Genomic DNA, 26,047 nt, shown 5'->3' on the forward strand with positions numbered 1-26,047 from the left:
GGCGAGGCGGCTCGGGGCGCGCCCGCATCAGCTTTCGGGCTTGGTGAACGAGCTCTGGACGAAGACCTGCGTGTTGCGCGGCCCGGTCACGCGCACGGTGACGCGGTAGATGGGCTGCACCGGCGGCGGCGCCCGGGTGGCGAGCTGGGCGCTGCCGCCCACGGCCTCGCGCGTGATCGGCACGCAGTGGCCGCGGCCCTGGTCGGTGGCGCTCTGGGCGGCGATGTCGCACATGCGGTCCACCACGTAGCGGATGCGCACGCCCCCGGTCAGGTCGCCGATGGCGCCGTCCATATCGTTGGCCGTGCTGCCCACGGCGCCGAAGGCCGTGTCGGTGAGCAGCGCGTTGGGGATGCCCATGTCGTTGACGTCCAGCGGCGTCGGGCTGTAGTTGAGCGCCTTGTTGGCGGCGGCCGTGCCGCCCACCGGATAGGTCTGGTCCATGGCGCGCTTGATGGCCGACTCGGCCTGGTTGACCAGGTCGCGGCGCAGCGCCAGGCTGCCGGTGTTGGACAGCGAGGCATTCATCGAGCGCGTGACGGCGACGCCGCCGGCCAGCAGCACCACCAGCACGATCAGGCAGAAGACGAGCACGACGCCGCGCTGGCGCCGCAGGCCGGCCGCGCGGCGCGGACGTGACACGGGACGAAGGCTCATGAGGCGGGCTGCTTCATCAACAGATTGCGCAGGGGAACGACGGTGTCGATGACGCGGTAGCGGTAGTGCCGGTCGTCGTCGGAAAGGTTGATCGTGTACTTGAGCGCCGTCTGGTCGCTGAACAGCACGTACGTGGCCGGCGACACCATCGTCTTCTCGTACACGGGGCTGCGCACCAGCATGGCCACGCGCACGCCGACGATGCGGCGCTGGGTGTCCGGCGTCTTCATCAGGGTCTTGATGGTGTAGTCGCCGGTGGGCGCCACATAGCCGCCGTCCCACACGCCGTCCGGCGTCGAGCTGCTGTCCACGGCATAGAGCGCCCGCAGCGCATAGACGCCCTCGGCCAGCGGCTCGGCGGCACTGCTGCCGGTCGAGCGCAGCAGGTCGTAGCGGTACAGGATGCCGCCGGTGCCCACGCCGAACATCTGCATCTGCAGGTTGTCGGCATCCTGGTTGCCGAGGGCGGTCATGTAGGCGTCGGCGCTGCCGGCGATGCCGGCCAGCGAACTGCTGGTGGTGTTGGCGCGGAAGTACAGGCCGGCCAGCGGCAGCGTGTCGGTGCCGCCCGCGGGCGGCGTGAAGGTGCCATCGACCTGCGTGACCACGCAGTCGCCCGCGCTCTTGGCGCTGATGAGCAGCACGTCGTTGGCCTGCAGGCCGAGGGTGTTGTCCAGCAGGATCTTCTGGGTGCCGGCATTGCCGCGCACCAGGCGCGGCAGGTCGCCGAGCGCGGCGCTGCCGCCCATGGTGACGAGGATGTCGGAGCCGGTCTGGCTCTGGCCCTGGCCGATCAGCACGGGCGCCAGGCGCAGGTCGGCACTGTCGGTCGCGCCGCCCAGCAGGCCTGCGAAGGGGGCCGGGAAGGCGGCGCTCACCGGCAGCACGTTGGTGCCGTTGCGCGCCGCATGGAGCTTGCAGCCCATCACGCCCCAGTCGAAGCCCTGGGCGAAGCCCGCGCCGGCGGAGCGCAGCGCCCGGTCGAGCGTGGCGACCGTGAAGCCGCCGGTCTGGGTCATGTCGTTGGTGCCGGTGGTGGTGCGGCGGTTGGCCTCGCCCACCACCAGCATGCTCATCACGGCCAGCACCACGATCAGGCCCAGGGCCATGGCGACCAGCAGTTCGATCAGCGAAACGCCGCGCGCGGACCGCCGGCCCGCGGCAGCGCGAAGGAGCATCGTGCGTGCGGCCATCCGGTTCACAGCGAAGGCACGGTGACCCGCGTGCGGAAGCTGCTGGCGGCGTCGGTGCTGCTGCGCGAGGGCGGCTTCCAGGTGATGGTGATGTCCACCGCGTTGGTGCTGCCGACGCGGTCGAAGCCGCCGGTGCCGCTGGGCAGCAGGCTGGCGGACGAGGCCACCTTGTTCTTCCAGCTCGTGATGGCGTCGTTGTCCAGCGCGACCGTCTTCTTCATCCAGACCTGGGCGGCGATCTCGTCGGCCAGCAGGGCCGCGCGGCTGCGGTAGTCGGCCTCCAGCGACAGCGAGGTCGCCTGGGCCTGCAGGCCGATCAACCCCAGCAGGGCGATGGAGAACAGCAGGATGGAGACCAGCACCTCGATCAGCGCGACACCCGCCTGGCGGGGGCCGCGCGACGGGGCGGCGCGATCGGTGTGGAGGGGCATGCGGCGCTCAGCTCGGACAGCCGTCGGGGCTGCTGGTGATGTTGCGGGCCGGGTCGCACATGCGCACCTGGCCGCTCAGGCCCACGGTCACGCGCAGGGGCCGGTCGGCACCCGTGAGCGTGACGTTGTAGGCCTGCTGCGGCGGTGTGCCGGTGGGCACCTGGCAGGCGGCCGTCAGGCCCGAACTCGCACCGGTGGACACGACGCGCCCCAGGCTGCTGAAGCACAGGGCCGCGGGCCCCGTCACCGCCACGCCATCGGCCCCGCCGCTGAAGTTGCCCGAGACGACCAGTTGCGCCGTTTCGGCCGAGCCGTCCAGCGGCAGCTGGTAGACGGCCCAGAACCTGCCGCCGCTGCGCACGGCCACCGACGCGGGGGCCGTGGCCGGCGGACTGTCGGTGAACACCAGCACCATGGGACGGCTGCGGCTCATCGCCTCGGCCTGGGCGGTGCGCAGGCTGTCCTGGATGTTGTTGGCCGCGGTACGGATGCGGCTGTTGCGGACCCAGTCGGCCAGCGAGGGCACGCCCACCGCCAGCAGGATCGCCAGCAGCGAGACGGTGATCATCAGCTCGACGAGGGTGAAGCCGGCCACGCGGCTCCGCCCCCCGCGCGCGCCGCGCCTCAGGAGGGACACGTCTGGCCTCGCTTGAGGATCCACGCGTTGGCGCAGTCGGCGCCCCAGCCGGAGGGCAGGTTGGAAGTCGAGCGTTTGCCGGTCTGGTCGAGCTTGAAGGTCAGCCCGCCCAGCGCGCTGGAGACCGCCTGGATCGAATAGGCATTGGCCGTCGTGCTGTCGCAGGAGATGAGGAACTTGCCGACCGTGCGCGAGGCGTCCGTGCCGGTGCGGCAGGGCGACTGCACGCTGCTGCTCACGTCGGAGTACTGCCGGTTGTCCTGGAAGTACCGCTCCATGTTGGCCTGCATCGTCGCCAGGCCGTTGGTGCCGTCCACCATCTGGCCGCGCAGCACGTAGTCGCGGTAACTGGGCAGGGCGATGGCCGTGAGGATCGCCACGATGGCGACCACGATCATGACCTCGATGAGCGTAAAGCCCCGAGCGTGCCGCGTGCTGAACCTCATCGGGGCCTTTGCGGAAGATGGAGAGGGAAAAAAGGAGACTCTTGGCCGAATGTTAATGAATTGTTAACTGCGGTAACGAGAACGTCAATCGAACGGCTGCTTGCCGCGCGGGCCATCGACGTGCTAGTGGCTAGGCCGCAACGTGCGCCTTATGGTGGATGGACGTACCCGCGCCAGCCAGGCAGGAAGTCGCTTCGTGGGGAGGCATGCAAAAGCGACGGCCCACGCCATCCGGCGCCTACAGGCGGCAGGCTTTCCGCACTACGCCGGCATGGGGTGGTCCGCCCTGTTCTGCACGCCTCGTCTGCCTAGCATGGATGCATTCGCCGCATCGCGAATGCCTGGGGCAATCCCGCCGCAGGCGCTTCGACCAGGAGGTATTCATGAACAAGGATTCCGTGCAGGGCAACCTGAAGCAGGCCAAGGGTTCGGTCAAGGAGACCGTGGGCAAGGCCTTCGGCAGCGAAAAGATGCAGGCCGAAGGCATGGCCGACAAGGCCGCCGGCAAGGCCCAGGAAGCCTACGGCGACACCAAGGAAGCGGCCAAGGACGCCGCCGACAAGCTGCGCCACTGAGCGTCCACCGCCGCGGAGCCGGCCCCTGTTTTCCGCCCGCCCGTCGGGGCGCGGCCGAAGATGCTGGGCGCCGGGGCCCCCGCGGTCGGCGGCGATCCCCGCCGCCCCCCTTTTCAAGGTCCCCCTGCCTTCACCGGCAGGGGGACCTTTTGCTTTGGACCGGGTCATCGGCCACATGGCCTGGGCGCACGGAGTCAGGCTCCGCTGGGAAAGCCCGGCGACGCTCGCCGTTAGTTAACAATAGTTCACATTTCAGTCCCTTTTCAGCGTGTAGTTCGGCGTCTCGTCCGGCACGCTCGATACCATAGTTAACTAAAGTTAACAGTCCGTACCGTTGAAGCCAAGAGTCCCGGGGACGCGGCGGAGTCCGCCGTCCGGGCGCTCTGGCCGCGGCACGTTTTCCGCCTTCCGATGCACGTCCTCTCGATTTTTGGAACCCGCCCCGAAGCCATCAAGATGGCGCCCCTGGTGTCCGCGCTGGCCGCGGAGCCCCAGCTGCGCAGCACCCTGTGCATCACCGGCCAGCACCGCGAGATGCTGGCGCAGGCCATGGGGCTGTTCGGCCTGAAGGCCGATCACGACCTGGACGTGATGCAGCCGGACCAGACGCTCAACCAACTCAGCGCCCGCCTCACGACGCGCATGGACGAGGTGCTGCGCGAACTGCGCCCCGACTGCGTGCTGGTGCATGGCGACACCACCACCGCCGCCGCCTGCGCCCTGGCCGCCTTCCACCTGCGCATCCCGGTGGGCCATGTGGAGGCAGGCCTGCGCAGCGGCGACATGAAGGCGCCCTTCCCCGAGGAGATGAACCGCCGCGTCGTCGATGTGATGAGCGAGTGGATGTTCGCCCCCACGCCCGCCGCGCGCGATGCGCTGCGACGCGAGAACCTGGGCGGCCGCGCCTGGGTGACGGGCAACACCGTCATCGACGCGCTGGCCGCCGCGCTGGCCCGGCTGGACGCCGATCCCGCGCTGTCGGCCACCGTCTCCGGCCGCTACGGCTGGCTCGCGCCCGGCCGCCGGCTGGTGCTGGTCACCGGCCACCGGCGCGAGAACTTCGGCGACGGCTTCCGGCAGATCTGCGCCGCCCTGCGCGAGCTGGCCCTGCGCGACGACGTCGAGGTGGTCTATCCGGTGCACATGAATCCCAACGTGCGCGGCGTCGTGATGCAGCTGCTGCACGGCCTGCCCAATGTCCACCTGATCGAGCCGGTGGGCTACCTGGACTTCATCTGGCTGATGCGCCGCGCCCACCTGATCCTGACCGACTCCGGCGGCGTGCAGGAAGAGGCGCCCCACCTCGGCAAACCCGTGCTGGTGATGCGCGACGTGACCGAACGCCCCGAGGCCGTGGCCGCCGGCACCGCCCACCTGGTGGGCACGGCGCCCGAGCGCATCCTGCGCGCCGCCCGGCGCCTGCTGGACGACCCGCACGCCCATGCCGAGATCGCCCGCCGCGGCAACCCCTACGGCGACGGCCATGCCTGCCGCCGCATCGTCGATGCGCTGTGCGGCCGCCCCGTGGCCGAGTTCGCGCCCCCGCCCCTCCAACCCGCTTCCGTTCCGAGCCTGGACTTCGCATGAGACTGCCCCACCGCCTGCTTCATCCTCTTCCACTGGTCCTCGGGATCGGCCTGCTGGCCCCCGTCGCCGCCCTGGCCAGTCCTGCGGGCGACGCCCTGCAGCGACTGCAGGGCGAGACCTGGGTCACGCGCAGCTTCACGCTGGCCGACCTGGGGATCACCCGCACCGTGCTGCTCACCGGCTTCGACGCCAAGCAGGAGTTCTACCTGCCGGTGCCGCGCAACGTGGCCATTGCCGATGCGGGCATCGACTTCCGCGGCCGCTACTACAAGCCCGAGGAGGCCCGCACCTCGATGACGCTGGCCGTCAACGGCCGGCCCAGCTATGCCACCCGGGTGGACACGGCCGAGGGCGACGCCAGCCAGGTGCTGAAGGTGGACACCCGCACCATCGTCGACGGCTTCCTGCGCCTGGGCGTCAGCTGGATCAACAACTCGCCCGAGCGCATCTGCGCCTATGAGCGTCCCTCGGGCAACGTGCTGGCCGTCGAGCCCGACACCCGCTTCACCTACCGCTTCACCAGCGGCGCCCTGACCAACCTGGCCGACGCCTGGATGGCGCTGCCCGCCAGGCCGACGATGATCGTGGCCGGCAAGCGCCTGTCCAAGGGCGCCTACGACAGCGCCTGGCGCATCGGCCTGGCCATGGAACAGGCCGGCCGCCAGATCAACGTGCGCAGCTTCCCCGCGGTGGGCGACAGCGTCGACACCCAGGGCTGGCAGATCCCGCCCGCGCTGGCCGGCCTGCCCGCCTTCTCGGGCCTGGCCGCCGGCGACGCCCGCCACCAGATCCGCGATGCCGCCGAGGTGGGCGCGCTGATGGTGCTGGGCTCCGGTGCCGCCACGGGCGACCTGCTCGTCATGGACGCCACCCTGCGCCAGCAGATGAATGCCGCGCTCGACGCGCTGGCCACGCAACTCAATGCCGATGCCGACGCCGCCCGCGCGCTGTCGGACTGGCGCGGCCGGCAGACCGCCCTGGCCGCCGACGGCATGCCCTCGCACATGGTGCGGCTGGCCACGCTGGGTGCGCGGCCCGTGATCGTGCTGGCCGAAGATGCCGGCGCGCAGGCCGCCGGTGCCTTCGCCGACGCCTGGCGCAACGTGCTCATCGGCCGCAATGCCGTGATCGACAAGGCCGACCAGGCCGAAGCCGGCAGCCGCACGGTCATCCATCCGACGCAGTGGGGCGGCACCAACCCCAACTTCGACGTGCTCGCCAAGGGCGACTGGACCGTCACCATGCCGCTGGCCGCGCTGTCGGCCGACGGCCGCCTGCCCACCGACATCGGCGTCGACCTGGCCGTCTCGCCCAGCGCGGGCCGCTCGCGCCCGGTGGCCACGGTGTACTGGAACGACACCCTGCTCGGCGCCCGCCAGCTCAACGCCGACGGCCATCCCGAGCGCATCGACGCCCGCGTGCCCAGCTACGTGCTGGGCCTGAACAACGTGCTGCGCGTGGCCATCCAGCGCCAGCCCTACTACGACGGCTGCAACGAGGCGCCCCAGGCCTACCCCGTGCAGGTGCTGCGCACCACCGCCCTGCGCACGGGCGACGCCGCGCCCGACGGCACCTTCGTCGGCCTGCTGCCGCTGATGGCCTACCACCCGCAGGTGGCCGTGCCCGAGTCCTACCTGGCCGACGCCATCGCCACGCTGCCGCGCCTGGTGCGCATCGCCGCCGCATCGGGCGTGAGCCCCGTGCGGGCCGAGCTGGTGGTGCAGGGCCAGGGTGCCTTCAGCCCCGCCCGCCCCTTCCTGGCGCTGCAGGTGCCGGTCGACGGTGCCAATGCCCGCGTGTCCGTCAAGGACGGCCACCTGCGCATCAACGGCAAGCAGTCGCCCTGGCTGGACGTCGGCGGCCTGAGCCAGGCCAGTGCCATCGAGGTGGCCAGCAGCCACGGCCAGTACGGCCTCGTCTACCAGGTGCTGGGCACGCAGCCGGCGCTGGGCAAGCCCTTCGTGCTCAACCGTGGCGACCTGGCCGTGCTGGGCGATGAGGGCCCGGTGGCCTGGTCCGATGGCAGCGCCGCGGCCAACAGCGACGCCGCGCCCGAAGGCTCCGGCTTCCTGGCCGAATGGCGCCGCCACCTGTCGTGGGGCGTGCCGGTGATCGCCTTCGCGCTGCTGGCACTGCTGCTGCTCTTCGTGATCGCCCATCGCCTGAAGCGTCGCCATGACCGGAACAAGTGACCCCCAGGCTGCGCGCTGCGCGCTACGCCCCCCCCCTGAAGGGGGCGCACCCGGCGGCCTGGCAAAGCCAGTTCCGCGGGTGCACGCGCGTGGCCTGCTCCGCGGCCTCTTGTTTCGCGCAAGTGCCCGGTCCTGCCGATGCCGGCAGAGGATGGCGCCGCCATCGGCCGGCATGCGGCGCTGAGGCTCTTTTCCCGCATGGACTCGCTCTACTGGCCGTACCTGGCGGCCGACTACTACCACCTGCTGGAGGTGCTGACGGCGACCGTGGCGGTGCTGGTGCTGATCTCGGGGCTGGACGACCTGTTCATCGACCTCTGGTACTGGGTGCGCGAGGCCTGGCGCGCGCTCACCGTGCGGCGGCGCTATGCGCCGCTGTCGGTGGCGCAGCTGCGCGAACGCGCAGAGCAGCCCATGGCCATCATGATCCCGGCGTGGCACGAGTACGACGTGATCGCGCCCATGCTGGCCAACATGGTCTCCACGCTGGAGTACCGCGACTACGCGATCTTCGTGGGCACCTACCGCAACGACGCGCGCACCATCGAGGAGGTGGAGCGCATGCGCCGGCGCTACCGCCACCTGGTGCGCGTGGAGGTGCCGCACGACGGCCCCACCTGCAAGGCCGACTGCCTCAACTGGGTCGTGCAGGCCGTGTTCAAGTACGAGAAGTCCACCGGCCAGCGCTTCGCGGGCGTGGTGCTGCACGACAGCGAGGACGTGCTCCACCCGCTGGAGCTCAAGTACTACAACTACCTGCTGCCGCGGATGGACTTCATCCAGCTGCCGGTGACCTCGCTGGAGCGCCACTGGTTCGAACTGGTGGCCGGCACCTACATGGACGAGTTCGCCGAATGGCACAGCAAGGACCTGGTGGTGCGCGAGAGCCTGGCGGGCACCGTGCCGTCGGCCGGCGTGGGCACCTGCTTCTCGCTGCGCGCCCTGCACACCCTGGCCGAGGCCACGCAGAACCAGCCCTTCAACGTGGACAGCCTGACCGAGGACTACGACATCGGCAACCGCCTGGGCCAGCTCGGCATGAAGCAGATCTTCGGCCGCTTCGAGGTGGAATACGTGACGCGGCGCAGCTCGTGGTTCGGCCTGGGGCGCGAGAAGGTGCATGCCCTGCGCATGCCGCTGGGCGTGCGGGAGTTCTTCCCCGACACCTTCCGCACCGCCTACCGGCAGAAGGCCCGCTGGACGCTGGGCATCGGCTTCCAGGGCTGGGAGCAGGTGGGCTGGCGCGGCTCGCTCGCGGCCAAGTACCTGCTCTACCGTGACCGCAAGGGCCTGGTGACCTCCTTCGTCGCCATGCTGGGCTACCTGCTGGTGCTGAACTTCATGCTGTTCTTCCTGGCCTACCAGTTCGGCTGGTTCACCGTGCACTACCCGCCGCTGCTGCATCCGGGCAGCTGGGTGGTGACGGTGATGGCCATCAACGGCGTGCTGCTGGTCTGGCGCGTGCTGCAGCGCGCCTGGTTCGTGACCCGCATGTACGGCTGGGAGCACGGCCTGCTGTCGGTGCCGCGAATGGTGGTGGGCAACTTCATCAATGCCGCCGCCGCGGCCCGGGCCTGGCGCCTGTTCCTGTCGCACAAGCTCTTCGGCACGCGGCTGGTGTGGGACAAGACCATGCACGACTTCCCCTCCGACGACCACCTGGTGCAGACGCGCCAGCGCCTGGGCGAGCTGCTGCTGTCATGGCGGGCCATCGACCCCGAGCACCTGGAGGCCGCGCTGCGCCAGCAGGCGCAGTCGCGCCGGCCGCTGGGCGCCATCCTGGTGGACAACGGCTGGCTGGACGACGCCACCCTCGACGAGGCCATCGCCTTCCAGGAGAACGACTCGCAGTTCGTCGGCCTCGAAACCCACACCCAACAACAGGCTCCCGCATGAAACCGCTGCACCGCAAAGCCACGCTGGCGATGGCCCTGGCCGCGGCCTGGCCGGTGATGCCGGCCCTGGCCTCGGTCGCGCCCCTCGCCGCCGAGGCACCCGCCGGGCAGGACACCGGCGTCCAGCTGCGTGTCGCCTACCGTTTGGCGCTGCCCGAGACGGCCACGGCCGGCGGACAGCCGGCGCCCACGCCCGTGCCCGAGACACCGCAGGACGCCCTGCAGATGGCCGAACTGCCCGGCTGGCGCCGGCGCCTGTCGGGCGACAGCCTGGCCATGGTGCGCATGGCCCGCATCGAGCCGCGGGGCCTGCCCTCTTCCGCCGACGCCGACCCGCTCATGCAGATCGGCGGTGCGCCGCCGCCGGCGCCGCCGCAGGGCCCCTTCCCGCCCGGCGGGCCGGACGTGGTGCTGGGCGCCGGCGCCCGCCGCCTGCCGACGATCCCCACTCGGCTGGACCTGGCGCAGTTGCAGGAGTCGCCCTCGCCCGACGCGCCCGCGCAGTTCGTGCGGCCCGGCGAGCGCCGCGCGGCCCCCGCCGCGCGTGCGCCCGGGCCCCGCGCCGGCCGCGCGAGCCGCGGCGGCAACCGCCTGCGCGGCACCGCCTGGCGCCTGGCCGCGCAGGGCTACCGCGCCTACAACCAGGGCCGCTATGCCCTGGCCCTGGAGCGCGCCGACGCGGCCCTCAAGCTGCGGCCGGACGTGCCGCGCCTGCAGCTGCTGCGCGTCTACACGCTGCAGAAGCTCGGCCGCCTGGACGAGGCCGAACGCAGCGCCGCGCAGGCCATCGCGCAGGGCCACGGCAGCCCCGAGCTGCAGGCCGCGCTGGTCAACCTGCGTCCGGCGCCCGCCGGCACCGGCGCCGCCCCCACCACCGAGGCCTATCGCCGCGGCTTTCCCATCGCCACCGAGGCCTACACCCTCTACAACGACGGCAAGTACGCCGAGGCCGCAAAGCTGGCCGAGCAGGCGGTGCGCATCGATCCCAGCCAAGGGCCCTGGACCCTGCTGTGGCTCAACGCGCTGGAGAACCAGCAGCGCTACGACGACGTGGTGCAGTACGGCAACGTGGCCATGGCCCTGGGCGCGCCCAACAAGGACGCGATCATGGCCCGCATGCGACTGGCGCGGCAGCAGATCGCCAACCTGCACGCCCAGGCCGCCTACGCCGCCCTCAACAAGGGCCGCAACCGCGAGGCGCTGGCCGAGGCCCGCGATGCGGTGCGCATCGCGCCCGACGTGGCCAGCCACCGCATGCTGCTCATCGGTGTGCTGCAGGCCATGCGCGACGACGCCGCAGCCGAGAAGGCCGCCACCGAAGCCCTGTCGGCCGACGACGAGAACACCGGCGTGCAGCTGCTGCGCGCCTACCTGCGCCAGTCGCTGGGCGAGACCGCCGCCGCGCAGCAGGACATCGACGAGGTGCTGGCGCTGGACTGGATCACCGACGACCAGCGCCGCAATGCCCGGCTGATCGGCGCCGACCTGGCGCTGGCCGCCGACCAGCCCGATCGCGCCAAGGCGCTGCTGGCCCCGCTGCCGGCGGACGATGCCCAGGCGCAGGCAAGGCTCAAGCGTGCAAGCCGCTTCGCCGGCTGGGGCACCGACGCCGACAACAGCCTGGAGACCCATGCGCCGCTGCAGCTGTGCCGCGACACGCCCTACGGCACCGTCTGCGAACTGGCGCCCTGGGACGACCCGGGCACCGACAGCCCCGCCAGCCGTGCCTATGCGGCCTATGGCCGGCAGGAATACCCCAAGGCCATCGCCCTGGCCCGCCGCGCCGTGGCCGAGCAGCCCGACAGCGAGGCCAACCAGAACCTGCTGACCACCACGCTGGCCTCCGGCAATGCGCAGGAGCAGCAGGAGGCCATGGACCGCCTGAACACCGCCCTGGCGGCCAAGCCCACCGACGCCGGCCTGCTGCGCCAGCGCGCCTACCTCTATGGCGCGCGCAAGCAGTACGACCTGTCGCTGCAGGACTTCGTGGCGGCGCGCAGCACCGGCGAGGCGCCCGAGACCAACGTGCTGGACGAGGCCTATGCCACCGCCGCCGTCGGCAACCGCCCCGCCGCCGCCGCCATGCTGCGGCAGGCCATCGACGATGCCGACGCGGGCAAGCTCACGCTCGACAGGCAGCAGCGCTTCGACACCCGCAGCGCCGTCGCCAACTTCTCGCGCGAATGGGGCGTCAACGCCTCGGTGGGCTACCGCGGCGCGCGCTCGCCCTCGAACGCGCTGGCCGGCCAGCCGATCTCGGTGCCGGGCAATTCCACCTTCAGCACCGTGGAGGCCTACTGGCGCCCGCCGGAGTTCCTCAACAGCAGCAACCGCACCTTCGAGGTCTACGGCCGGCTGTCCAACACGCTGCACAGCGGCAACACGGTGACCGGCGCGCAGGTGGTGGACAACCCCTGCGGCGGCACGACCACCGTGAGCCAGGGCACCTTCAACAGCGCCTCGGGCTGGCCGTCGACCACGGGCGCCATCGGCGCGCGCTTCACGCCCGATGCGGGCACCAACCTCACCTTCGGCATCGAGCGTCAGTTCCTGCTGGGCACGGCCACGCGCTCGGGCGCCATCAACGCCGGGCCGGCCTCGGTGCGCTGCGCACTCAACAGCCAGGCCGCCACCATCGACTACCAGGGCGGCAAGGCCTCGGGCGGGTGGCAGGCCTACATGCTCTACGGCTTCTACGAGGGCACCGCGCTGCGGCTGGACAAGCCCAGCTGGTACACGATGGAAGGCTACGTGCAGGCCGGCTACACGCTGCTGGACCATGGCGTGGACTACACCGAGCGCGATGCCTCGGGCAACACGCTCGCCACCGGCAACGGGCGCCTGCGCCGCGGCCAGGGCTTCGCGGCCGGTGAAGTGCGCGTGGGCCGCAGCTTCCTGACCTCGTACAGCGACCGGCTGGTGGTGTTCCCGCACGTCACGCTGGCGGCCGACTGGTACTCGACGCAGGCGCGCGTCAGCGGCGTGCCGCTGGCCGGCGCCAGCAGCTTCGCGCTGGCGGGCAACGGCAGCAGCTGGTCCGCCGGCGCCGGCATCGGCGTCAACCTGCGCTACTGGCTCAACGAGGACCGCTACAACGCCCAGCGCTCGCATGCCGACCTGAGCCTGCAGTACCGCGCCCGCCTGGGCGGCGATGCCGACCGGGCCAAGGGCCTGTTCATGACGCTGTCCTATTCCTACTGATTCCTGCCGACGCGCGGCCCAACCGCGCGCACCGAGACGACACGACGAGGGGTTTGCATCCATGACCGACGACCGCACCGCCAGCGGCCTGCGACGCCGCCACCTGCTGGGCCTGCCCATGGGCCTGGCCCTGGCCGGCCTGGCACGGGCCCAGCCCGCCGACAACCTGGCCTTCGTGGGCCAGGACAACTACATCTTCGCGGCCTGGGACAGCCTGACCACGCCCGACTGGAAGGGCATCGACGCCACCGTGGCGCGCGTGGTGCAGGTGAGCCAGTTGCTGGCGGCCAAGGGCGTGGCCCTGGTGGTGCCGGTGCTGCCCGACAAGATGCGCATCTACGAGGAGAAGCTGCCCGCGGACAAGCCCATGTCGCCCGAGATGCGCCAGCGCTACGCCGGCATCCTCTCGCGCCTGCAGACGGCGGGCGTGGCCACCTTCGACGACGACAAGCTGCTGATGGCCCTCAAGGCCGCCGGCCAGGCGGTCTACTACCGCACCGACCAGCATTGGGCGCAGCCCGCGGCCGACGCCACGGCCCAGGCCACGGCCGACCTGATCCGCCAGAAGGTGCCCAACCTGGCCGGCCAGCCCGGCACCGGCATGGCGCTGGGGCCGCTGATCAACGAGCGCCGCTACGGCGATCTGGCGGACCGCTTCCTGTCGCCCGAGCAGCGCCGCGCCGTGGGCCGCGAGATCTACTCGGTGCGCCGCGCCGGCGACGGAGAAAGCCTGCTGGCCGACGCGCCCTCGCCGGTGCACGTCACCGGCAACAGCATGGTGCAGCCCTACTTCGGCTTTCCGCAGAAGCTGTCGAACGTGCTGGACCGGCCGGTGTCGGTCAACTGGAAGCCGGGCGACGTGGGCTTCTGGCGGGTGCTGCTCGAGTACGTGGAATCGAATGCCTTCCGCCAGCAGAAGCCGCAGGCGCTGGTGTGGCAGCTGTTCGAGCCCAACTTCCACCTGGGACCGGACGCGCGCGGGCTGTGGGACAGCGCGTCGGTGGTGTCGGCCGAGGAGTGGCAGCGCCGCATCCAGGCCGCGCTCGCGTGAGCATGGCCGCACCGCCGGCGCCCCCGCCCTCCGCCTCCGCCCCCCCCGACCGCCGGCACGTCCCCTTCGCCATCGTCATCGGCCTGCTGCTGGTCGCCGGCCTCGCCTGGGGCGCGTGGCGGCTGGGAACGACGGATCGCACCGCCTGGCAGCAGACCGGCGCCGAGGCCGCCATGAACCGCACGCTGGGCGCCTTGCCCGGCCAGTCCGACTGGACGCGCTGGGGTGCCGGCCTGCGCTGGCGCCTGCTGGGCGACCTGGGTCCGCAGGTGGCCCCGGGCTGCCCGGGCTGGCTCTTCTACCGCGACGGGCTGCGGCCACCGGCCGGCGAGGCCGTCGCGGCCGCGGCCTATGCGCGCCGCCTGGCCCTGATGCGGCACTGGGCGCAGGTGCTGCGCGCGCGCGGCGTGCAACTGGTGGTGGCCACGGTGCCGGACAAGTCGCGCATCGAGGCCGCGCACCTGTGCGGCCTGCCGGTGTCGACCGTCATGCAGGCCCGGCTGGACGACTGGCAGCAGCGCCTGGCCGAGGCCGGCGTGACGCAGGTGGACCTGCGCCCTGCGCTGGCGGCCCTGCCCCAGGCCTACTACCGCACCGACGTGCACATGGCCCCGGCGGGCGCCGAGGCGGCGGCCGACGCCATCGCCCGCGCCGCCTTGCCGATGCTCGGCGGCCCGGGCAGCCAGCGCTTCGACGAGCAGCGCGGCGCAGCGCCCGAGCCGCGCATGGGCGACCTGATCGTGCTGGCCGGCCTGGATCGAATGCCCGAAGGTTGGCGCCCGACGCTGGAGCAATTCACGCCCGAGCGCATCGTGCCCGTGGCCACTGGCGGTCTGCTGGATGCGGGACCGTCGGCCGAGGTGCTGCTGGTGGGCGACTCCAACGGCCTTCGCAGCGAATTCCCCGGCCGCCTGGGCCGCCAGCTCGGACGCGAGGTCTGGACCATCAGCCACGACGGCGGCTACTTCTCCGGCGCCATGCTGGCCGCCCTGGCCCAGCAGGACCGTTGGCCCGCCAGCCTCAAGCTCGTGGTGTGGACCTTCTCCGAGCTCTCGCTCTCGCTGCCCCTGAGCGCCGACGAGGCGCGTGCCGCCGCCGCCCTGCCCTGACGCGCATGCTGTTCAACTCGTACCTCTTCCTGTTCCTCTTCCTGCCAGTGGCGCTGGGTGGCTACTACGCCCTGGCCGCGGCCGGCCGGCGCTGGGCGGCGCTGTGGCTGTGCCTGACCTCCTTCGTCTTCTACGGCTGGTGGAACCCGCGCTTCGTCGCGCTGCTGGCCGGCTCGATCCTGGTCAACCATGTGTTCAGCCGGCTCATCATCGGCAGTGCTGCCGACAAGCGCCGGCAGTGGTGGATCACCGCGGTGGGCGTGGGCTGCAACCTGGCGCTGCTGTTCCACTACAAGTACTTCACCACGCTACTGGCTGCGCTGGCCGACCTGGGGCTGCGCGCGGGGCCGGTGCAGGACATCCTGCTGCCGCTGGGCATCTCCTTCTTCACCTTCACGCAGATCGGCTACCTGCTGGACTGCCAGGCCGGCGCGGTGAAGAAGGCGAGCCTGCTCAACCACACGCTGTTCGTCACCTTCTTCCCGCACCTGATCGCGGGGCCGGTGTTGCATCACAAGGAAATGATGCCGCAGTTCGACCAGGCCGAGACCTACCGCTTCCGCGCCGAGAACCTGTCGGTGGGCGGCACGCTGTTCGTCATCGGGCTGGCCAAGAAGGTGCTGCTGGCCGACAGCATCGCACCCTATGCCGACGCCGGCTTCGCGGCGCCGGGCGACCCTCAGTTCTGGGGCGCCTGGGGCGCCGCGCTGGCCTACACGCTGCAGCTGTACTTCGACTTCTCGGGCTATTCGGACATGGCGCTGGGCCTGGCCAAGATGTTCGGCGTGCGCTTTCCGCTGAACTTCAACTCGCCCTTCAAGGCGGCCAGCATCATCGACTACTGGGCGCGCTGGCACATGACGCTGACGCGCTACCTCACCACCTACCTCTACTACCCGATGGCCATGAAGGTGTCGCGCTGGCGCAGCCGCCGCGGCCTGCCGGTGGGTGCCGCCGGCAGCCGCACGCCGCTGGGCTTCGCGCTGATGATCGGCTGGCCCACGCTCTACACCATGGGCCTGGCGGGCGTGTGGCATGGCGCAGGGCTGCAGTTCTTCATCTACGGGCTGCTGCATGGCAGCTACCTGTGCCTCAACCACGCCTGGCGCATCGGCCTGGCGCCACGCATCGCGCCGCAGGGTGCGCGCGGCAAGCGGCTGTGGCTCATCGCCTGCGTGGGCCTGACCTTTGCCTCGGTGACGGTGGCGCATGTGTTCTTCCGCGCCCATGACGTGCAGGGCGCCCTGGCACTGCTCGAAGGCATGGCCGGGCTGCGCGGCGTGGAGTCGCTGGGCGGCGCGCAGACGGCCGGCCTGCTGGCGCAGGGCTGGGCGGGCTGGCAGGCGCTGATCGGCCGCCACATGCAGGCGCTGCTGATCGTGGGGCTGCTGGCCATCGCCTGGGGCGCGCCGAACGCCTACCAGATCCTCGGCCGCTTCTCGCCTGCCCTGGGGCGCGTGCAGGAAGGCCGGCCCACGTGGCTGCGCTGGCAGCCGAGCACAGGCTGGCTGGTCGTGGTGCTGATCCTGCTGCTGGTCAGCGTCATGAACCTGCATCGCGAAGCGCGGTTCCTCTACTTTCAATTCTGATGAAGCCTCTCGCCTTCCTCCTTCGCGCGCTGGTGCTGCCCGCCGTCTCCGCCTTCGTGACACTGCCCGCCCAGGCCCAGGACGGCGCCCTGTCGCAGCTGTATGCCGCGCGGCCACCGGCCGGCTCGTCCTTCGTGCGCGTGGTCAACCCCACGACCGAGACGCTGCTGGTACAAGTGGCCGACGGCCCGGCCCAGCGCATCGGGCCGCAGACGCCCGCCACCAGCTATGCCATCGTGGCCGGCGGCCGGCCCTTCGCCGTTCAGGTGGGGGGAAAGAAAAGCGCGACGCTGGAGGTGCAGCCCGACCGCTTCGGCACCTGGGTGCTGCGGCGCGAGGGCAGCGCCTATGCCTTCACCGCCATCGACGACACGGGCGACGTGCCCGATGCGCTGAAGGCCGAGCTGCGCTTCTACAACCTGGTGCCCGGCTGTGCCAAGGCCCAGTTGCAGATCGCACCCGCCGGCACGCCGGTCGTTCGCGACGTGGCGCCGATGGCGGCCGGTGCACGCTCGGTGAACCCGGTGCAGGCCCAGCTGGCTGCGGCCTGCGGCGGTGCCACGAGCGCGGCGCAGGCCCTGCCCGCGCTGCAGGCCGGCGACCATCTGAGCCTGTTCATGACCGGCACGGCCGACAAGCCGGTGCTGACGATGCAGCCGGCCCGCACCGACACCTTCAAGCGTTGAGCGTCTCGTACAGCCGCGCCAGCCTGGCGCGGTCGGTCTTGTAGTTGACCGAGACCGGCAACTGCGCGCAGGGCAGCAGCTCCGACGGGATCATGTAGTGCGGCAGGCGCGCGGCCAGCAGCGCCTTCCAGTCGGCCAGCTCGGCCGGCAGCGCCGGGTCGTCGCTCCCGGTCTCGACGAAGGCCACCAGCCGGGCCACGGCGCCGTTGGGCCGGCGCAGGGCCACCGCCGAGGCGCCGCGGTTGCCCGGCAGCGTGGCCAGGGCGGCGTCCACCTCCATCAGCTCCAGCCGGTAGCCATTGAGCTTGATCTGGTCGTCGATGCGGCCATGGCAGAAGAGCAGGCCGTCCTCGGTCTCGGTGCCGAGGTCGCCTGTGCGAAAGCCGCGCTGACCGTCGCGGACGAACATGCGCGTGGCGTTGAGGTCGGGCCGGTTGAGGTAGCCGCGCATCACATGCGGGCCGGCGATGCACAGCTCGCCCTCGTCGCAGTACACGGCGCTGTCGCGCTTGGCGCGGCCGATGGGCAGCGGCGTGTCGGTGGCGAGCATGGCGTCTTCCACCACCAGGAGCGTGGTCGCCACCGTGGCTTCGGTGGGGCCATAGGTGTTGAGCAGCGGCACATCGGGAAAGCGTTTGCGCAGCTGCCGGCACAGCGGCACCGGCAGCGGCTCGCCGCAGAAGACGAAGGCGCGCAACTGCGGCAGCGCGGCCTGCGTGAAGCCCGGGTTGACCAACTGCTGCTGCGCGAAGGACGGCGTGGACACCCAGGTCGTCACGCCATGCTCGGCCATCAATGCCGCCACCTTCAGCGGCGAGGCGGCGTCCTGCCGGTCGAGCATAAGGATGGTGCCGCCCAGCGCCAGCATGCCGAACACGTCGTAGAGCGACACATCGAAGCTGAACACCGTCTGGTCGAGGAAGACCGGGCGCTCGCCGAGGCCGAAGTCCAGACGCATCCAGTCGATCAGGCCCTGCACGCTCTCGCGGCCGATCTGCACGCCCTTGGGCTGGCCGGTGGTGCCCGAGGTGAACATCACGTAGCAGAGCTGCTTCTCGGCCAGCGGCGTGCCGGCGCCGTCGCGCAGCACCTCGAAGCGGCCCTGGGCCGCGTCGTAGAGCAGATGGGCATCGAGGATCTGGCAGATGCTGGCCAGGCGCTCGGCCGGGTACACGGCATCGACCGGCACGAAGGGCGCGCGCAGCATCAGCGCGCCCGTCAGCGCCACCATGAAGGCCGCTTCCTTGTGGCCGCGGATGACGATGGGCATGTCCGCGCCCAGGCCCAGGCGGCGGGCCTCGTCGCACCAGGCTTCGGCCTCGCGCTGCAGTTGGGCCCAGTCCAGGTGGCGGTCGCGGGCCACGATGGCGGGCCGCTCACCGCCGGACTCGGTCTGGACGAAGCGGCCGCTGTCGTAGTCGAAATGCATGGCGGGCGGGGCAGGCCTCAGGCGGCGTTGGCGACCACGAAGTCGGTCAGCGTGCGCACCGAGTAAAGATGCTCCTGCGCCTCGGTGATGGGCACCGTGCAGCCGAAGCGGCTCTCGATGGCCAGCATCAACTCGACGGCGGCCACGGAATCGAGCAGGCCGGATTCGAGCAGGGGCACCTCCGGGTCCACCTTCTTGAGGATGGCGGACTGGATCAGGGCGATGAGTTGTTGTTCGATCTCGGCAGGCGTGGTCATGGATGGAAAAGGCGGAGGCGCGGGGCCTCGATGTTCAAAGGTCGCGGTTGAGCGGCACGCCCAGCACCACGGTGGAAAGGCTGCCGAGGATGCGGTCGTCGTTGACCATCACGGCCGCGGCATGGGCATCGCGGATGTGGCGGCTCAGGTAGAACTCGCCCGGCTCCATGTAGCCCTGGATGCCGCAGATGCGCAGCGCGATGTCGGTGACGCGCACCACCAGCTCCGAAGCGCCGACCTTCAGCGCGTTGTAGCTGACCATGCGTTCGGTGGCCGTCTGCGGGCCGTCGGCGTCCTCGTAGAGCGCCATGCAGGCGGCGAGCGTGCCGCGGAACTGCTGCACCAGCGTCTCGCCCTCGGCCAGCCGCAGGTTGGCGATGGGATTGAGCGGCGCACCGCCACGGTTGCGGTGCCGCAGAAAGGCGCGCGCCCGGCCCAGCGCCGAGACGGCGATACCCAGCCACACGGCGCCCAGCAGCAGGTGCGAGGTGGGCAGCATGGTCTGCGACATGTGCACCGAGAACGGCTCGGCATAGACCTGCTCCGGCCCGCAGTCGGCCCCCAGGTCGTAACGGTCGGTGCGGGCACCGCGCATGCCCATGGGGTTCCAGGGCGCGTGGGCGTGCAGCTGGATCTGGTCCTTGAGCACGGCCACCAGCCGCTGGTCGGTGGGCGCGGCATCCTCGGCGCGGCGGGCGCTCACCAGGAAGACGTCGGCCGCAGGCGCATAGGAGATGACGGCGCCGTTCTTGCGCAGCTGCAGACGGCCATCCGTCTGCGGGTCGAGGAAGCAGGCGCTGGAGCGGATGGCACCGCCGGTGGCGCCTTCGGTGGTGGCCGAGGCCACCAGCAACTGCCCGGACGCCATGCGCGCCAGCAGGCCCTGCAGCCAGTCGCTGTTCTGCGCATGCTGGATGGCCACGGCCGACTGCGACTGGTGCATGGCGTAGATCAGGCCGGTCGAGGCGCAGGCCTCGGACAGGCGCCGGCAGACGTTGACCACGGTGCGCAGCGGCAGCCCGGGGCCGCCGTGGCGGGCGGGCACCAGCAGGCCCATGAGCCCTTCCGCCCGGAGGGCGTCGAGCACCTCGGTGGGCAGCCGGCCTTCGCGGTCGACGGCATCGGCATGGGCGGCGGCCACCTCGGCCGCACGGGATGTGGCGTCCTCCACGGAGGCCGCTGCAGACAACGATTCAGCGGCCTTCATGCCCGTCCACAACTTGCGAATGTTGATACATTTTTAGTATATGTTCACTTTTCGCAAGCTTTGCGGAGCAGGCGTGACCAGCACCTGACGCGAGCGCGCCCGGTGTGACATCGACCACGCGCGGACGCTTTTTTCAGGCGTCGCCGCCGCGCCAGTCGCGCAGCAGCTTCTTGGCCTCGGGCGTGTCGCCGAGCAGCCAGGGGTCGATGGCGAAGGCGAGCACATGCTCGGCACCGTAGGTGCGCGCCACCTCCAGCTGGGCGCGCACGCGTTCCAGCGTGGCCGCCCGGGCGCGGAAGCCGTCGGGCTGGCCGGGCGGGTTGGGCAACTGCTCGAACAACTCCACGATCAGGTCGAAGGCGACGCCGCGCTGGCGCAGCAGGCGGCGCAGCGGCTCCAGGCCCGCGTAGTTGCCCATGCCGGCGACGCCCACGCCATCCTGCAGCATGGGCCGCAGCAGCGCGGCGTCGAGGATCTCGGCCCACAGGCCGTCGAGCGAGCCCGGCGTGGGCAGGCGGCTGTAGAAGGTGGAGACGGCCAGGCGCGGCTGGCTGCGCTTGAGGGGCTCGGCCGCCAGCTCGCGCAGCCAGGCGGTGAGCAGGCGCCGGCGCTCGGGCGTGGCCCAGTTGTACTGGTCGATCTCGTAGGGCAGGTACCAGCCGCGGAAGGCGGCATGGGCCGGCCAGGGCTCGCTGCGCATGGCGGCCAGGCTGCGCTCGCGCGTCTGGTCCAGGAAGGCCGGCAGCGCCTCGGGCTGCTTGGCACCGAGCGTGGTCCACCAGCGCTCGTCGTAGGGCAGGCCCAGGCGCACGCCCATGCCCTGGCGCGCCGCTTCGTCGAACAGCATCTGCAGCAGCGCGGGCGTCAGCATCCAGTCGTTGGCGCCGCCGTACAGGCCCATCCACTGCACCACCACCTCGCGGCAGCCCAGCTCGCGCGTCACGCGCAGGCGGCGCTGCCACTCCTCGAGCGACAGCGCCTCGTGGCTGCGCCAGGGCTGCAGGAAGGTGCCGTCCAGGCGCATCGGCGCGGGCGCGCAGCCGGCCGCCAGCAGGGCTGCCACAGCGCCCGCGGCGCCGAGCCAGGAACGTCGGGTGGGCATCGTGCCGCCCGCTCAGGTGTAGCGCTTTTCGAGCGCGTCCCATGTGGGCTTGCCCACCAGGCGCTGACGCTCGGCAAAGGGCGCCACCAGGCCGCTGGACTCCTGCACTTCCTTCTGGTCGCGCAGCACGGTCAGGGCCTTCTGCATGCCCATCACCGCACCTTGCAGCGCGGCATTGGCATAGAGCACGATGCCGTAACCCAGCTCGCCCAACTGGTCGGCGTTGAAGATGGGCGTCTTGCCGCCGATGACCATGTTCATCAGCTGGGGCTTGGCCAGGCGCTGCGGCAGTGCGCGCACCTCGTCGGCCTTTGTCACGGCCTCGACGAAGAGGATGTCGGCCCCGGCCTCGGCGAATCGCTGCGCGCGTTCGATGGCGGCCTCGAAGCCGTGCGTGGCGGCGGCGTCGGTGCGGGCCAGGATCATCAGGTCGGCATCGCGGCGCGCATCGACGGCGGCCTTGATCTTGCTCACGGCCTCTTCGGTGCTGATGACCTCCTTGCCCGAGAAGTGACCGCAGCGCTTGGGCGCGACCTGGTCCTCCAACTGGATGCAGTCGGCGCCGGCCCGCTCCAGCGTGCGCACCGTGTGATGGACGTTGAGCGCATTGCCGAAGCCGGTGTCGGCATCGACGATCAGCGGCAGTTCGACGGCGTCGCGGATGCGGGCCGTGTGGTCGGCGATCTCGGCCAGGCCCATGAAGCCCTGGTCGGGCATGCCGAACCACATGTTGGTGACGCCGGCGCCGGTAACGTAGATCGCCTCGAAGCCGAGGTCTTCGATCACGCGGGCCGAGAGGGCATTGAAGGCCCCGGGCACGAGCACGCCGCGTCGGGCCTCGACCAGGGACTTGAGTTGTTTGCGAGTGGACATGCAAGCGAGAGGATTCGACCGCCGGGCGCAACCGCCATGGCCTGGCGCGCGTCGGCGGTCCGGTTCAGAAACAGTCGCCGGGCACGCGCACCCAGCCTTCCATGAGCACGCGGGCGCTGCGGCTCATGAGGGCCTTGGTGACCTGCCATTGCGGCCCGGCCGGTCCATCGACCTGCCGTGCCTCGGCGCCGACCCGCAGTAGACCAGAGGGATGGCCGAAGCGCACGGCGCTGCGCTCGCCACCCCCTGCGGCCATGTTGACCAGCGTGCCCGGAATGGCCGCCGCGGTGCCGATGGCCACGGCCGCGGTGCCCATCATGGCGTGGTGCAGCTTGCCCATGGAGAGCGCACGCACCAGCAGGTCGATGTCGGCCGCGCGCACGGGCTTGCCGCTGGAGGCCACGTACTCCTGCGGCGGCGCGACGAAGGCCACCTTGGGCGTGTGCTGCCGCGTGGCGGCCTCGGCCACGTCGCGGATCAGCCCCATGCGCACGGCGCCCCAGGCGCGGATCGTCTCGAAGCGCGCGAGCGCGGCGGCGTCGCCATTGATGACCGGCTGCAGCTCGGTGCCGGTGTAGCCCAGCTCGGCCGCGTTGAGGAAGATGGTGGGGATGCCGGCATTGATCAGCGTGGCCGCGAAGGTGCCGACACCGGGCACGTCGAGCTGGTCGACCACCCGGCCGGTCGGGAACATCGCGCCGCCCTCGCCTTCTTCCGCCGGGTCCAGGAATTCGAGCGGCACCTCGGCGGCCGGGAAGGTCACGCCGTCGAGTTCGAAGTCGCCCGTCTCCTGCACCTGGCCGTCCGCCATGGGCACATGGGCCACGATGGTCTTGCCGATGTTGGCCTGCCAGATGCGCACGGTGCACGCGCCTTCCGCTGGCACGCGCGACGCATCGACCAGGCCCGCCGCGATGGCGAAGGGCCCGACGGCCGCCGACAGGTTGCCGCAGTTGCCCGACCAGTCGACGAAGGCGCTGTCGATGGCGACCTGGCCGAAGAGGTAGTCCACGTCATGGCCGGGCCGGCTGCTCTTCGACAGGATGACCACCTTGCTGGTGCTGGAGGTCGCGCCGCCCATGCCGTCGGTCTGCTTGCCGTAGGGGTCGGGGCTGCCGATCACGCGCATGAGCAGCGCGTCTCGCGCCGGGCCGGGCTCGCGGGCGCGCTCGGGCAGGTCCTGCAGGCGGAAGAACACGCCCTTGCTGGTGCCGCCGCGCATGTAGGTGGCGGGGATCTTGATTTGAGGCGCGGGCATGGTTCAGTGCGTGGCCAGTTGAAGAGGGGCAGTCTGCCCCGCCAGGAAGTCCTGCGCAAAGCGCTGAAGCACGCCGCCCGCCTCGTACACCGACACCTCCTCCGCCGTGTCCAGCCGGCAGCGTACCGGCACCCGCAACGGCTCGCCACTGCCGCGATGGACGACCAGCGCCAGCTGCGCGCCGGGCGTGCGCCCGCCCTCCACGTCGTAGGTCTCGGTGCCATCCAGCCCCAGCGTCAGGCGCGTGGTGCCCGGCAGGAACTCCAGCGGCAGCACGCCCATGCCGATCAGGTTCGTGCGGTGGATGCGCTCGAAGCCTTCGGCCACCACCGCCTCCACGCCCGCCAGGCGCACGCCCTTGGCCGCCCAGTCGCGGCTGGAGCCCTGGCCGTAGTCGGCACCGGCGATGACCACCAGCGGCTGGCGACGCTGCAGGTAGGTCTCGATGGCCTCCCACATGCGCACCACCCGGCCTTCGGGTTCGATGCGGGCGAGCGAGCCCTTCTTCACCACGCCATCGACCACGGCCATCTCGTTGACCAGCTGCGGATTGGCGAAGGTGGCACGCATGGCCGTCAGGTGGTCGCCGCGGTGCGTGGCGTAGGAGTTGAAGTCCTCCTCCGGCAGCCCCATGCGGGCCAGGTACTCGCCGGCCGCGCTGTCGGCCAGGATGGCGTTGGAGGGCGAGAGGTGGTCGGTGGTGATGTTGTCCGGCAGCAGGGCCAGGGGCCGCATGCCGCGCAGCGTCCGCGGCTGGGCGGCCAGCGCGCCCATGCCCTCGGTGTCCCAGTAGGGCGGGCGGCGGATGTAGGTGGACTGCGGGCGCCAGTCGTACTGCGGGCTGGCGCGTGATTCGCCCTCGGCGCGGATCGCGAACATGGGTTCGTACACGCGGCGGAACTGCTCGGGCTTGACGCTGGACGCGACCACGGCGTCGATCTCCGCGTCACTGGGCCAGAGGTCGGCCAGCCGCACTGCGCGGCCCTCGGCATCGGTGCCCAGCACATCGCGCTCGATGTCGAAGCGGATGGTGCCGGCAATGGCATAGGCCACCACCAGCGGCGGCGAGGCCAGGAAGGCCTGCCTGGCGTACGGGTGGATGCGACCGTCGAAGTTGCGGTTGCCCGAGAGCACGGCCGTCGCATACAGGTCGCGGTCCACGATCTCCTGCTGGATGGCCGGATCGAGCGCACCGCTCATGCCGTTGCAGGTGGTGCAGGCGAAGGCCACGATGCCGAAGCCCAGTCGCTCCAGCTCGCCGAGCAGGCCGGCTTCCTGCAGGTACAGCTCGACCGCTTTAGAGCCCGGCGCCAGCGAGGTCTTCACCCAGGGCTTGCGCACCAGCCCGTGCGCATTGGCATTGCGCGCCAGCAGCGCGGCGGCGATGACGTTGCGCGGATTGCTGGTGTTGGTGCAGCTGGTGATGGCGGCGATGACGACAGCGCCATCGGGCAGCCGACCCGCCGCCTCGTCGGCGCGGCCTTCGGCCAGCTTGGCTGCATCGGCGATGCCGCGCTCGGCCAGGGCACGCGCCGGCAGGCGGCGGTGCGGGTTGGAGGGGCCGGCCAGGTTGCGCTCCACCGTTGCGATGTCAAAGCGCAGCACGCGCTCGTACTCGACCTCTGCCAGCGTGTCGGCCCACAAGCCGGCGACCCTGGCATAGGCCTCCACCAGTTGCACCTGCGCCGGCTCGCGGCCGGTCAGGCGAAGGTAGTCCAGCGTCTGCTCGTCGATGGCGAAGAGCGCGGCGGTGGCGCCGTACTCGGGGCACATGTTGGAGATGGTGGCGCGGTCGCCGATGGACAGCTTCGCCGCCCCCTCGCCGAAGAACTCCACATAGGCACCCACCACCTTCTGCTGGCGCAGGAACTCGGTCAGCGCCAGCACGATGTCGGTGGCCGTGATGCCGGGCGCGCGCTCGCCGATCAGCTCGACGCCCACGATGTCGGGCAGCCGCATCCACGACGCACGCCCCAGCATCACGTTCTCGGCCTCCAGGCCGCCCACGCCCACGGCGATCACACCCAGCGAATCCACATGCGGCGTGTGGCTGTCGGTGCCCACGCAGGTGTCGGCATAGGCCACGCCGTCCTGCACGGCGACCACCGGCGACATCTTCTCCAGATTGATCTGGTGCATGATCCCGTTGCCCGCCGGGATCACCTGCACGTTGTCGAACGCGTGCTTCGTCCACTCGATGAAGTGGAAGCGGTCTTCGTTGCGGCGGTCCTCGATGGCGCGGTTCTTCGCGAAGGCATCGGGGTCGAAGCCCCCGCATTCGACGGCCAGCGAATGGTCCACGATCAGCTGCACGGGCACCACCGGGTTCACCGCGGCCGGATCGCCACCCTCGGCCGCGATGGCATCGCGCAGGCCCGCCAGGTCCACCAGCGCGGTCTGGCCCAGGATGTCGTGACACACCACCCGCGCCGGATACCAGGGGAAGTCCAGGTCGCGGCGACGTTCGATCAGCTGGCGCAGGTAGTCGTCGAGGTGGGCCGGGTCGGCACGCCGCACCAGGTTCTCGGCATGCACCCGTGCGGTGTAGGGCAGCCGGGCCCAGGCGCCGGGCTGCAGCGCCTCGATGGCGGCGCGGGCGTCGAAGAAGTGCAGGTTGGTGTCGGGAAGCGGCTGGCGGTGAAGACGGTTCATGGGATCGTGGAGCGGGCGGC

The 26,047-nt window shown here is 71.2% G+C and carries 21 protein-coding genes; 9 read left to right on the top strand and 12 right to left on the bottom strand.

Annotation, left to right across the window (positions count from 1 at the left end):
• Positions 1 to 27: 27 nt before the first annotated feature.
• The 5 genes from ABIC63_RS01005 to ABIC63_RS01025 are packed head-to-tail and all read right to left on the bottom strand — an operon-like array spanning position 28 to position 3,364.
• Complete coding sequence (locus ABIC63_RS01005; RefSeq protein ID WP_354318369.1) at positions 28 to 657, bottom strand: pilus assembly PilX family protein; 630 nt, start codon at positions 655 to 657, stop codon at positions 28 to 30.
• Entirely contained in the window at positions 654 to 1,850 is a 1,197-nt protein-coding gene (locus ABIC63_RS01010; RefSeq protein ID WP_354318370.1) for a PilW family protein, read from the bottom strand. Before ABIC63_RS01010 ends, ABIC63_RS01005 begins: the two co-directional genes overlap by 4 nt.
• Before the next feature lie 5 nt (positions 1,851 to 1,855).
• Positions 1,856 to 2,281: a type IV pilus modification PilV family protein gene (locus ABIC63_RS01015; protein ID WP_294367225.1), complete on the bottom strand. Its 426-nt coding sequence runs from the start codon at positions 2,279 to 2,281 to the stop codon at positions 1,856 to 1,858.
• Positions 2,282 to 2,288: 7 nt separating this feature from the next.
• Positions 2,289 to 2,918 carry a GspH/FimT family pseudopilin gene (locus ABIC63_RS01020; RefSeq protein WP_294367223.1) on the bottom strand — a complete coding sequence of 210 codons (630 nt, stop codon included), beginning with the start codon at positions 2,916 to 2,918 and terminating at the stop codon, positions 2,289 to 2,291.
• Positions 2,906 to 3,364, bottom strand: a complete 459-nt coding sequence (locus ABIC63_RS01025; RefSeq protein ID WP_294367221.1) for a type IV pilin protein — start codon at positions 3,362 to 3,364, stop codon at positions 2,906 to 2,908. The genes ABIC63_RS01020 and ABIC63_RS01025 overlap by 13 nt, the downstream gene beginning before the upstream one ends.
• A gap of 383 nt (positions 3,365 to 3,747) precedes the next feature.
• Between ABIC63_RS01025 and ABIC63_RS01030 the strand changes: the two genes are divergently transcribed.
• The 9 genes from ABIC63_RS01030 to ABIC63_RS01070 all read left to right on the top strand — a co-directional run bounded on the left by ABIC63_RS01030 (position 3,748) and on the right by ABIC63_RS01070 (position 17,249).
• Positions 3,748 to 3,939, top strand: coding sequence for a CsbD family protein (locus ABIC63_RS01030; protein ID WP_017757436.1), 192 nt, complete (start codon positions 3,748 to 3,750; stop codon positions 3,937 to 3,939).
• Between the two features lie 411 nt (positions 3,940 to 4,350).
• The gene (wecB, locus tag ABIC63_RS01035; RefSeq protein ID WP_294367219.1) at positions 4,351 to 5,526 is read left to right on the top strand and encodes a non-hydrolyzing UDP-N-acetylglucosamine 2-epimerase; all 1,176 of its coding nucleotides are present in this window, start codon (positions 4,351 to 4,353) and stop codon (positions 5,524 to 5,526) included.
• A complete protein-coding gene (locus ABIC63_RS01040; protein ID WP_354318371.1) occupies positions 5,523 to 7,718 on the top strand; it encodes a cellulose biosynthesis cyclic di-GMP-binding regulatory protein BcsB in 2,196 nt (731 codons plus the stop codon). The genes wecB and ABIC63_RS01040 overlap by 4 nt, the downstream gene beginning before the upstream one ends.
• A gap of 198 nt (positions 7,719 to 7,916) precedes the next feature.
• On the top strand, positions 7,917 to 9,614 hold the full coding sequence (locus tag ABIC63_RS01045) for a glycosyl transferase family protein (RefSeq protein WP_354318372.1): 1,698 nt from the start codon (positions 7,917 to 7,919) through the stop codon (positions 9,612 to 9,614).
• Positions 9,611 to 12,814, top strand: a complete 3,204-nt coding sequence (locus tag ABIC63_RS01050; RefSeq protein WP_294367217.1) for an NfrA family protein — start codon at positions 9,611 to 9,613, stop codon at positions 12,812 to 12,814. The genes ABIC63_RS01045 and ABIC63_RS01050 overlap by 4 nt, the downstream gene beginning before the upstream one ends.
• A gap of 61 nt (positions 12,815 to 12,875) precedes the next feature.
• Positions 12,876 to 13,865, top strand: a complete 990-nt coding sequence (locus ABIC63_RS01055) for an alginate O-acetyltransferase AlgX-related protein (RefSeq protein ID WP_294367216.1) — start codon at positions 12,876 to 12,878, stop codon at positions 13,863 to 13,865.
• A gap of 2 nt (positions 13,866 to 13,867) precedes the next feature.
• A complete protein-coding gene (locus ABIC63_RS01060; protein ID WP_294367623.1) occupies positions 13,868 to 14,974 on the top strand; it encodes an alginate O-acetyltransferase AlgX-related protein in 1,107 nt (368 codons plus the stop codon).
• A gap of 5 nt (positions 14,975 to 14,979) precedes the next feature.
• Positions 14,980 to 16,563 carry an MBOAT family O-acyltransferase gene (locus tag ABIC63_RS01065; protein WP_294367214.1) on the top strand — a complete coding sequence of 528 codons (1,584 nt, stop codon included), beginning with the start codon at positions 14,980 to 14,982 and terminating at the stop codon, positions 16,561 to 16,563.
• Positions 16,563 to 17,249 carry an alginate O-acetyltransferase AlgF gene (locus tag ABIC63_RS01070; RefSeq protein ID WP_294367212.1) on the top strand — a complete coding sequence of 229 codons (687 nt, stop codon included), beginning with the start codon at positions 16,563 to 16,565 and terminating at the stop codon, positions 17,247 to 17,249. Before ABIC63_RS01065 ends, ABIC63_RS01070 begins: the two co-directional genes overlap by 1 nt.
• Here the strand turns inward: ABIC63_RS01070 and ABIC63_RS01075 are convergent.
• The 7 genes from ABIC63_RS01075 to acnD form a co-directional block, all read right to left on the bottom strand.
• The gene (locus ABIC63_RS01075) at positions 17,239 to 18,678 is read right to left on the bottom strand and encodes an AMP-binding protein (RefSeq protein WP_354318373.1); all 1,440 of its coding nucleotides are present in this window, start codon (positions 18,676 to 18,678) and stop codon (positions 17,239 to 17,241) included. The genes ABIC63_RS01070 and ABIC63_RS01075 overlap by 11 nt on opposite strands.
• Positions 18,679 to 18,695: 17 nt before the next feature.
• Positions 18,696 to 18,935, bottom strand: a complete 240-nt coding sequence (locus ABIC63_RS01080) for an acyl carrier protein (protein ID WP_017760834.1) — start codon at positions 18,933 to 18,935, stop codon at positions 18,696 to 18,698.
• Positions 18,936 to 18,969: 34 nt separating this feature from the next.
• Positions 18,970 to 20,142 carry an acyl-CoA dehydrogenase family protein gene (locus ABIC63_RS01085; RefSeq protein WP_354318374.1) on the bottom strand — a complete coding sequence of 391 codons (1,173 nt, stop codon included), beginning with the start codon at positions 20,140 to 20,142 and terminating at the stop codon, positions 18,970 to 18,972.
• A gap of 133 nt (positions 20,143 to 20,275) precedes the next feature.
• Positions 20,276 to 21,244, bottom strand: a complete 969-nt coding sequence (locus tag ABIC63_RS01090; protein ID WP_354318375.1) for a DUF4434 domain-containing protein — start codon at positions 21,242 to 21,244, stop codon at positions 20,276 to 20,278.
• A 12-nt stretch (positions 21,245 to 21,256) separates the two neighbouring features.
• Complete coding sequence (locus ABIC63_RS01095) at positions 21,257 to 22,117, bottom strand: isocitrate lyase/PEP mutase family protein (protein WP_354318376.1); 861 nt, start codon at positions 22,115 to 22,117, stop codon at positions 21,257 to 21,259.
• Between the two features lie 64 nt (positions 22,118 to 22,181).
• Entirely contained in the window at positions 22,182 to 23,375 is a 1,194-nt protein-coding gene (gene prpF / locus ABIC63_RS01100) for a 2-methylaconitate cis-trans isomerase PrpF (RefSeq protein WP_354318377.1), read from the bottom strand.
• Positions 23,376 to 23,378: 3 nt separating this feature from the next.
• On the bottom strand, positions 23,379 to 26,027 hold the full coding sequence (gene acnD / locus ABIC63_RS01105) for a Fe/S-dependent 2-methylisocitrate dehydratase AcnD (RefSeq protein WP_354318378.1): 2,649 nt from the start codon (positions 26,025 to 26,027) through the stop codon (positions 23,379 to 23,381).
• Between the last annotated feature and the right edge of the window lie 20 nt (positions 26,028 to 26,047).

The organism is Pseudacidovorax sp. 1753 (assembly GCF_040544975.1).
Taxonomy (GTDB): Bacteria; Pseudomonadota; Gammaproteobacteria; order Burkholderiales; family Burkholderiaceae_C; genus Xenophilus.

What these genes read in the sequence shown, in the direction of transcription:
- ABIC63_RS01005 (WP_354318369.1), bottom strand. Translation starts at nt 657, where the DNA reads ATGAGCCTTCGTCCCGTGTCACGTCCGCGCCGCGCGGCCGGCCTGCGG.
- ABIC63_RS01010 (WP_354318370.1), bottom strand. Translation starts at nt 1,850, where the DNA reads ATGGCCGCACGCACGATGCTCCTTCGCGCTGCCGCGGGCCGGCGGTCC.
- ABIC63_RS01015 (WP_294367225.1), bottom strand. Translation starts at nt 2,281, where the DNA reads ATGCCCCTCCACACCGATCGCGCCGCCCCGTCGCGCGGCCCCCGCCAG.
- ABIC63_RS01025 (WP_294367221.1), bottom strand. Translation starts at nt 3,364, where the DNA reads ATGAGGTTCAGCACGCGGCACGCTCGGGGCTTTACGCTCATCGAGGTC.
- ABIC63_RS01030 (WP_017757436.1), top strand. Translation starts at nt 3,748, where the DNA reads ATGAACAAGGATTCCGTGCAGGGCAACCTGAAGCAGGCCAAGGGTTCG.
- wecB (WP_294367219.1), top strand. Translation starts at nt 4,351, where the DNA reads ATGCACGTCCTCTCGATTTTTGGAACCCGCCCCGAAGCCATCAAGATG.
- ABIC63_RS01040 (WP_354318371.1), top strand. Translation starts at nt 5,523, where the DNA reads ATGAGACTGCCCCACCGCCTGCTTCATCCTCTTCCACTGGTCCTCGGG.
- ABIC63_RS01045 (WP_354318372.1), top strand. Translation starts at nt 7,917, where the DNA reads ATGGACTCGCTCTACTGGCCGTACCTGGCGGCCGACTACTACCACCTG.
- ABIC63_RS01050 (WP_294367217.1), top strand. Translation starts at nt 9,611, where the DNA reads ATGAAACCGCTGCACCGCAAAGCCACGCTGGCGATGGCCCTGGCCGCG.
- ABIC63_RS01055 (WP_294367216.1), top strand. Translation starts at nt 12,876, where the DNA reads ATGACCGACGACCGCACCGCCAGCGGCCTGCGACGCCGCCACCTGCTG.
- ABIC63_RS01060 (WP_294367623.1), top strand. Translation starts at nt 13,868, where the DNA reads ATGGCCGCACCGCCGGCGCCCCCGCCCTCCGCCTCCGCCCCCCCCGAC.
- ABIC63_RS01065 (WP_294367214.1), top strand. Translation starts at nt 14,980, where the DNA reads ATGCTGTTCAACTCGTACCTCTTCCTGTTCCTCTTCCTGCCAGTGGCG.
- ABIC63_RS01070 (WP_294367212.1), top strand. Translation starts at nt 16,563, where the DNA reads ATGAAGCCTCTCGCCTTCCTCCTTCGCGCGCTGGTGCTGCCCGCCGTC.
- ABIC63_RS01075 (WP_354318373.1), bottom strand. Translation starts at nt 18,678, where the DNA reads ATGCATTTCGACTACGACAGCGGCCGCTTCGTCCAGACCGAGTCCGGC.
- ABIC63_RS01080 (WP_017760834.1), bottom strand. Translation starts at nt 18,935, where the DNA reads ATGACCACGCCTGCCGAGATCGAACAACAACTCATCGCCCTGATCCAG.
- ABIC63_RS01085 (WP_354318374.1), bottom strand. Translation starts at nt 20,142, where the DNA reads ATGAAGGCCGCTGAATCGTTGTCTGCAGCGGCCTCCGTGGAGGACGCC.
- ABIC63_RS01090 (WP_354318375.1), bottom strand. Translation starts at nt 21,244, where the DNA reads ATGCCCACCCGACGTTCCTGGCTCGGCGCCGCGGGCGCTGTGGCAGCC.
- ABIC63_RS01095 (WP_354318376.1), bottom strand. Translation starts at nt 22,117, where the DNA reads ATGTCCACTCGCAAACAACTCAAGTCCCTGGTCGAGGCCCGACGCGGC.
- prpF (WP_354318377.1), bottom strand. Translation starts at nt 23,375, where the DNA reads ATGCCCGCGCCTCAAATCAAGATCCCCGCCACCTACATGCGCGGCGGC.
- acnD (WP_354318378.1), bottom strand. Translation starts at nt 26,027, where the DNA reads ATGAACCGTCTTCACCGCCAGCCGCTTCCCGACACCAACCTGCACTTC.